This window comes from Pseudomonas sp. RW407 (assembly GCF_003176655.1).
In the GTDB taxonomy this organism is placed as follows: domain Bacteria; phylum Pseudomonadota; class Gammaproteobacteria; order Pseudomonadales; family Pseudomonadaceae; genus Pseudomonas; species Pseudomonas delhiensis.
Map to the genome: position 1 here is coordinate 162,258 of NZ_QGSL01000106.1, position 6,000 is coordinate 168,257.

Genomic DNA, 6,000 nt, shown 5'->3' on the forward strand with positions numbered 1-6,000 from the left:
CCTCACTTCGCCACGGGCCTCGCAGGGGATGGGTCGGAGCGCACCCGGCACGCTGCCGGATGCTGGCCGCCATCCTGCGTGGACGAAGGTGAAAACTCCGCGAGGCGGATGTGAGGATTTCGTTGAGCGGCGCCCGCCGCCGATGCCGACGAGCTGCCGGGCCGGGGCCGTCGGCGGACCCCGGCCCGGCGGGCGTCAGTCGCTGATGCCCTGGATGTCGTTGAAGGTGGACAGCAGGGTGTTCAGCGCGTCCAGGCTGCGGTCCTTGTCCGGGGCCTTGGCATGCAGCTCCCGCACCGCGCCCTCGACCGCCGCGTTGGCGGCCTTCCAGTCCTCCGGGCTCTTGCGCTTGAGCTCGGCGGCGGCGGCGCGCCACTTGGCCTGCAGGGTGTCGACCTTGGCCCGGGCGGTGGCGAAGTCGCCGGCGCCCACCGCGTCGAGCGACTCCTCGGCCAGGCGGCCGTATTCACCGAGGTCGCCCAGCGGGCCCTGCTGGTCGTCCGCGTCCATGCCGCTGGGCGGCGCGGCGTCCTCGGCCCAGGCCGGGTTGTGTGCGACCGGAACAACAGCAACCAGCAGCGCCGCCAGCGCAGCTGCCCATACCGTCCGCGAGGAAGAACTCATCGTCTGGCTCCTTAGCGTGGCCAATGTAGCTTCGGGGAGTGTAGAGGCTGGGCCGGCAAAATTGCAGCCGGCGGTCACGGCGCCGGCAAACCGAGAACTCCCCTGAGAAAAACCTTATCAAGGAATCCCCCTACAGCACATAACGCCCAGCTCCCACAGCCCGGCTCGTTAGTCTTCCCGGCGTCATGGCATTTGCCATGACAGGGTGTCGCAACCCAAAGGTCCTTCAGCACAGCAGCAGCAGAAATCAAAGCAAGGCGCCACGTGCGTCACGCTTGCCTTGGTTATGGCTGGCCGTGCAGGGCAGGCTTCCGCCTGGCCGGAACTCTCCTTGGACCTCCGGTTTGCGACCCCTGCACGGCCCGCCGCCCCCCGTGTCGCAACGGCAGCGGCGGGCTCCACCCGGTCCAAGGAGCGTAAGGAAATGCACCAGTTCCCTTCCAAGCCCGCGCCCCTCCGCGGCGAGAAAGCCCGGTCGAGCGCCCGGCAAGAGACTTTCAGGGTTCATGAATTCAAACCTCTGCCGGAAAGCTCGCAGGCCTTCTGCGAAGTGCTTTACATCGACGCGCTGGCCCCCGCGACACAACTGCTCGACACGGCCCTGCAGCGCCTGCGGGCGCTCGGCGGCCTGCTCGACCTACTCGAAGACCACCCCGCCGCCAGCGCCTCGCAGTGGGACCTGGCGCGCTGGAGCACGACCTTGCGCATGCTCCACGCCGATGCCCAGGCACTGCTCGAAGCCGCGCACCAGCGCACCCAGGAAGAGCTGCCGGGCTAGCCGGCCCCGCCTCAGCGGCTGGTCTGCAGGCGGCGGCGCGCGGCGTGGCGTTCGAGGGCCAGGTCGATCAGCCGGCCGACCAGCTCGCTGTAGCTCATGCCGGCGGCCTGCCAGAGCTTGGGGTACATGCTGATGCGGGTGAAGCCGGGCAGCGAGTTGAGTTCGTTGACCAGCACCTCGCCGTCGTCGGTGAGGAACACGTCGACCCGCGCCAGGCCCGAGCAACCCAGCACCTGGAAGGCCTCCACGGCGAGCTGGCGGATGCGTTCGCTGGCCTGGGCGTCGATGTCCGCCGGCACCACCACCCGGGCGGCGTCTTCGTCGATGTACTTGCTGTCGTAGGAGTAGAAACCGCCGCGCACCACGATCTCGCCACAACCGCTGGCGATGGGTTCGTCGTTGCCGAGCACCGCGCACTCGATCTCGCGGCCCTTCACCGCGGCCTCCACCAGCACCTTGTCGTCGAAGGCCAGGGCCTGCTGCACGGCGGCATCGTAGCCGGCCTCGTCCGCGACCTTGCTGACGCCCACCGAGGAGCCCAGGTTGGCCGGCTTGACGAACAGCGGCAGGCCCAGACGGCGCTGCGCCTCGGCGAAGGGCATGCGCGCGGCGCTGGCGCGGGTCAGGGTGACGAAGGGGGTGATGGCGATGCCGGCGTCGCGCAGCAGGCGCTTGCTCACGTCCTTGTCCATGCAGATGGCCGAGCCGAGTACGTCGGAACCGACGAAGGGGATGTCGGCCATGCGCAGCAGGCCCTGCAGGCAACCGTCCTCGCCCTGGGTGCCGTGGACGATGGGGAAGATCACGTCGACGTGGTCCAGCAGCTGGCGGCTGCCGGTCTCCACCAGCTGCCGCTCGGCCTTGCCGGGCACCACGGCCAGCTCGCGGTTGGAGCGGTTGAGCGCGATCAGCGCCGGGTTCTCCTGGTTGAGCAGGTAGTCGGAGGCATCGTTGAGGTGCCAGCGGCCTTCCTTGTCGATGCCGATCAGCACCGGCTCGAACCGCGAGCGGTCCAGGGCATCGACTATGTTCTTCGCCGACTGCAGCGACACCTCGTGCTCCGCCGAACGCCCACCGAAAATCACCCCGACACGCAACTTGCCCATGACTGCCTCCAGCTTGCTGATGGGCGCTTCTTATCATGGTGGTGGGGATTTTTACAGGACGGTGGTCGGGCGTTTTTCGTAGGAGCGAGCTTGCTCGCGAACGGTAGTTACCTGTAGCAGCGGTGTTTTGGGGGACTCCGCTCCCTCTCCCTAACCCTCTCCCTGAAGGGAGAGGGGACCGTTCGGAGTGCTTGGATGTTCTGGAGTCAGCTGGTAACGCCGTTGGTCTCCGGCTGATACCATCACTTCTCTCGGCACAGACTGCCCCCTCTCCCTTCAGGGAGAGGGCTGGGGAGAGGGGCGGGGTCAAGCCAAACACCGAAACCACCGGCAGGGCACCCTTCGCGAGCAAGCTCGCTCCTACGAAAAGCGCGAGCCCCCCTACCTCAGACCACCGCCAGGTGCGTCTTGCGCCTTGGCGGCGGGAAGGCCGCGTCCAGCTTCGCCAGGTCTTCCTCGTCCAGCCGCAGCTGCAGTGCCGCGGCGTTGTCGCGGATGTGCGCGGCCTCCACCGCCTTGGGTATAGCGATCACCCCCTCCTGGCGAATCAACCAGGCCAAGGCCACCCGCGCCGGAGTTGCGCCATGGCGTTCGGCCACTTCGCGCAGGGCGGCGTTGCGCAGCAGGCGGCCGCCCTGGCCCACCGGGCAGTAGGCCATCAGCGGCATGCGCTGTTCCTGGCACCAGGGCAGCAGGTCCCATTCGATGCCGCGTTCCTCCAGGCTGTATTGCACCTGGTTGGTGGCGCAGTGCAGGGCGCCCAGTTCCTGCATGTCGTCGAGGTCGAAGTTGGAGACGCCCCAGCGGCGGATCTTGCCGTCCAGGCGCAGGCGCTCGAAGGCCTCGACGGTTTCCTCCAGCGGGTACTGGCCGCGCCAGTGCAGCAGGTAGAGGTCCAGGCAGTCGGTGCCCAGGCGCCGCAGGCTGCGCTCGCAGGCCGCCGGCACGCCGCGGGCGCTGGCGTTGTGCGGGTAGACCTTGCTGACCAGGAAGACCTGTTCGCGCAGGCCGTCGATGGCCTCGCCGACCACCTCCTCCGAGCCGCCCTCGCCGTACATCTCGGCGGTGTCGATCAGCGTCAGGCCCAGCTCGATGCCTTCGCGCAGGGCCGCCACCTCGCGCTTGCGCGCCGCCCTGTCCTCGCCCAGGCGCCAGGTGCCCTGGCCGATGGCCGGAACGCGCGCGCCATCGGCGAATACCACCTCTTTCATGCCTTGCTCCTTCTTGTTCACTACCAGTCGTTCAATGCCAGGGGTCGTAGGTGCCGAAGCTCCATACGTGCCCCTCGGGGTCGCGGCAGGTGAAGCCCTGGCCGCCGTAGTCCTCGTCGCGGATGTCGATGACCATCCGCGCGCCGGCGTCCAGCGCTCGGCGGTACAGGGCCTCGGCGTCGGGCACCACCAGGTACAGGCTCTGGGTGCAGCCGCCGACCTCCTCGGGCCGGCGCATCAGCCGGCCGTATTCATTGTCCACCGCCGAGCCCAGCATCAGCATGCCGCTGCCGTCGGGCAGGCACAGCTGCGCGTGGGCCACGCCGCCCTCGCCGTCGTCCACCACCAACTGGCGGACGAAGCCGAAGGTCGCGCACAGCCAGTCGATGGCCGCCGGCGCGTCGCGGTAGCGCAGGCAGGGGATCAGGCGGGGATGGCTGGCCATGGCGGTCTCCTCGTGGCGATGGGCCCACAGAGCATAGACCGCGGCCCGCTACAGACGCAGGCGCCAGCGCCCGTTGCGGACCAGGCGCAGCACGCCCAGCGGCTCGACGTCGATGGCATTGAACGCCGCCGCGCCGGACTGCAGCACGTGCAACGCGGCCGCGCGCAGCACCGCGGGGTGGCTGACGACGACGAAGTGGCCGTCCTCGTCGAAGGCATCGAGCCAGGCGCCCACGCGCTCGCACAGCTGCACCTGGGACTCGCCGCCGTGGGGTGCGCTGGCGGGGTCCGCCAGCCAGGCGGCCAGCCCGGTCGCCGCGGTTTCCTGCAGGGCCTGGAGGCTCTGCCCGCGCCAAGCGCCGTAGTCGCAGTCGCGCAGGGCCTCCAGCAGCTGTGGCTCGGCCTCCCAGGCGGCGGCGGTCTGCCGGGCGCGCAGCTCGGGGGCGCAGAGCAGCCGCCGCGGCGCCTTGAGCCCGGCGCGGCGCTCGGCCAGGCGTTCGTCCTGGCCCGGCTCCAGCGGCTCGTCGGGCTGGGCGAAGCGGCCCTGGCGCTGGGCGGCGGTGCGCCCGTGGCAGACGAGGCTCAGGCGGCTCGGCATCGAATTCTCTCCCATTCGCAGGCGCCGGGGTTTACACTGCCCGACGCTCTCGTAGCACTTTGTTACCTGGAAGGAAGCCGGTGAAAACCCGGCACGGTCGCGCCACTGTATTCGGTCCTCGGGCCGAGAGTCAGACCCTTCCCTGCAAAAAAACAAATCGCCAACCGTTCAGGACGCGTAATCCTAGGAGGTTTCCATGGCTCATTCAGCCACCCACGCCGATACCGGCGTATCGCTCCCCGTCATCCCCCTTTCCGAACTGCTGCCCTGGGCCATCTTCGGCGGCCTGCTGCTGCTCCTGGCGCTGTACTTCGTCGGCGCGGAACAGGGCGCCACCTCGATGTTCAAGGGCATGTACGTGCACGAATTCGTCCACGACGGCCGCCACCTGCTGGGCTTCCCCTGCCACTGACCCCGGGGATTCCCTACATGACTGGAAAACTCCTGCTGCGCGGGATGCTCGTCGGCGTCCTGGCGGGCCTGCTCGTCTTCGCCTTCGCCTTCGTCTTCGGCGAACCCCAGGTGGACCGCGCCATCGCCTTCGAAGAACAGATGTCGGCCCTGCACGAGGCCGCCGAAGCCACCAGCGGCGCCGCCCATGACCACGAGGAAGAGCTGGTCAGCCGCGAGGTCCAGGCCAGCTTCGGCCTGCTCACCGGCGTGGTGGTCTACGGCGCCGCCATGGGCGGCCTGTTCGCCCTGGTGTTCGCCTACGCCCTGGGCCGCACCGGGCGCCTGGGCCCGCGCGCGCTGAGCGCCCTGCTGGCCCTGGCGGCCTTCGTCGCCCTGTACCTGATGCCGAGCCTGAAGTACCCGGCCAACCCGCCGTCGGTGGGCGACCCGGAGAGCATCCGCCAGCGCACCGCACTGTTCTTCCTGATGATCGCCCTGTCCATCGCCGCGGCCGTCATCGCGCTGAACCTGGCCCGCCGCCTGCTCGCCGAGCACGGCGCCTGGACCGGCGCCATCGCCGGCGTGGCCGTGTACCTGGCCATCTGCGCCGTCGCCGCCCTGCTGTTCCCGGCCGTGCGCGAAGTGCCGGCGGACTTCCCGGCCGACCTGCTGTGGCAGTTCCGCCTGGTGTCCCTGGGCATCCAGGCGATCCTCTGGACCACCGTCGGCCTGGTCTTCGGCTGGTGGATGGAAGCCGTTCCGCTGCATCGACCGCGACTCGGCAAGGCCTGACCGGCCCCTTCGGCGCGCGGGTCCCGCCCAGGGGCCCGCACGCCCTGCCCCATC

8 protein-coding genes and 1 riboswitch are annotated in these 6,000 nt (G+C 69.5%); of the genes, 3 read left to right on the forward strand and 5 right to left on the reverse strand.

The annotated features are described in order from the left end of the window. Positions 1-195: 195 nt before the first annotated feature. The gene (locus DK254_RS17630) at positions 196-624 is read right to left on the reverse strand and encodes a hypothetical protein (RefSeq protein ID WP_146219614.1); all 429 of its coding nucleotides are present in this window, start codon (positions 622-624) and stop codon (positions 196-198) included. Between the two features lie 550 nt (positions 625-1,174). Here DK254_RS17630 and DK254_RS33845 point away from each other — a divergent pair. After that, a complete protein-coding gene (locus DK254_RS33845; RefSeq protein ID WP_146219615.1) occupies positions 1,175-1,402 on the forward strand; it encodes a hypothetical protein in 228 nt (75 codons plus the stop codon). Between the two features lie 11 nt (positions 1,403-1,413). Here DK254_RS33845 and ddlA read toward each other — a convergent pair whose 3' ends face one another. The 4 genes from ddlA to DK254_RS17655 form a co-directional block, all read right to left on the reverse strand. Further along, complete coding sequence (gene ddlA / locus DK254_RS17640; RefSeq protein ID WP_109934821.1) at positions 1,414-2,508, reverse strand: D-alanine--D-alanine ligase; 1,095 nt, start codon at positions 2,506-2,508, stop codon at positions 1,414-1,416. Positions 2,509-2,894: 386 nt separating this feature from the next. Continuing rightward, positions 2,895-3,719, reverse strand: a complete 825-nt coding sequence (locus DK254_RS17645) for an aldo/keto reductase (RefSeq protein WP_109934822.1) — start codon at positions 3,717-3,719, stop codon at positions 2,895-2,897. 31 nt (positions 3,720-3,750) lie between these two features. Continuing rightward, positions 3,751-4,164: a VOC family protein gene (locus DK254_RS17650; RefSeq protein ID WP_089391631.1), complete on the reverse strand. Its 414-nt coding sequence runs from the start codon at positions 4,162-4,164 to the stop codon at positions 3,751-3,753. 48 nt (positions 4,165-4,212) lie between these two features. Next, entirely contained in the window at positions 4,213-4,761 is a 549-nt protein-coding gene (locus DK254_RS17655; protein WP_109934823.1) for a histidine phosphatase family protein, read from the reverse strand. Between the two features lie 72 nt (positions 4,762-4,833). Beyond that, a riboswitch (cobalamin riboswitch) is annotated at positions 4,834-4,897 on the forward strand. A gap of 60 nt (positions 4,898-4,957) precedes the next feature. Between DK254_RS17655 and DK254_RS17660 the strand changes: the two genes are divergently transcribed. After that, complete coding sequence (locus tag DK254_RS17660) at positions 4,958-5,173, forward strand: CbtB-domain containing protein (RefSeq protein WP_061561196.1); 216 nt, start codon at positions 4,958-4,960, stop codon at positions 5,171-5,173. 17 nt (positions 5,174-5,190) lie between these two features. Then, positions 5,191-5,946, forward strand: coding sequence for a CbtA family protein (locus DK254_RS17665; protein ID WP_109934824.1), 756 nt, complete (start codon positions 5,191-5,193; stop codon positions 5,944-5,946). Positions 5,947-6,000 lie beyond the last annotated feature (54 nt).

Excerpts from the sequence above, each read along its gene's own strand:
- DK254_RS17645 (WP_109934822.1), bottom strand. The coding sequence starts at position 3,719 with ATGAAAGAGGTGGTATTCGCCGATGGCGCGCGCGTTCCGGCCATCGGC.
- ddlA (WP_109934821.1), bottom strand. The coding sequence starts at position 2,508 with ATGGGCAAGTTGCGTGTCGGGGTGATTTTCGGTGGGCGTTCGGCGGAG.
- DK254_RS17650 (WP_089391631.1), bottom strand. The coding sequence starts at position 4,164 with ATGGCCAGCCATCCCCGCCTGATCCCCTGCCTGCGCTACCGCGACGCG.
- DK254_RS17655 (WP_109934823.1), bottom strand. The coding sequence starts at position 4,761 with ATGCCGAGCCGCCTGAGCCTCGTCTGCCACGGGCGCACCGCCGCCCAG.
- DK254_RS17630 (WP_146219614.1), bottom strand. The coding sequence starts at position 624 with ATGAGTTCTTCCTCGCGGACGGTATGGGCAGCTGCGCTGGCGGCGCTG.
- DK254_RS17660 (WP_061561196.1), top strand. The coding sequence starts at position 4,958 with ATGGCTCATTCAGCCACCCACGCCGATACCGGCGTATCGCTCCCCGTC.
- DK254_RS17665 (WP_109934824.1), top strand. The coding sequence starts at position 5,191 with ATGACTGGAAAACTCCTGCTGCGCGGGATGCTCGTCGGCGTCCTGGCG.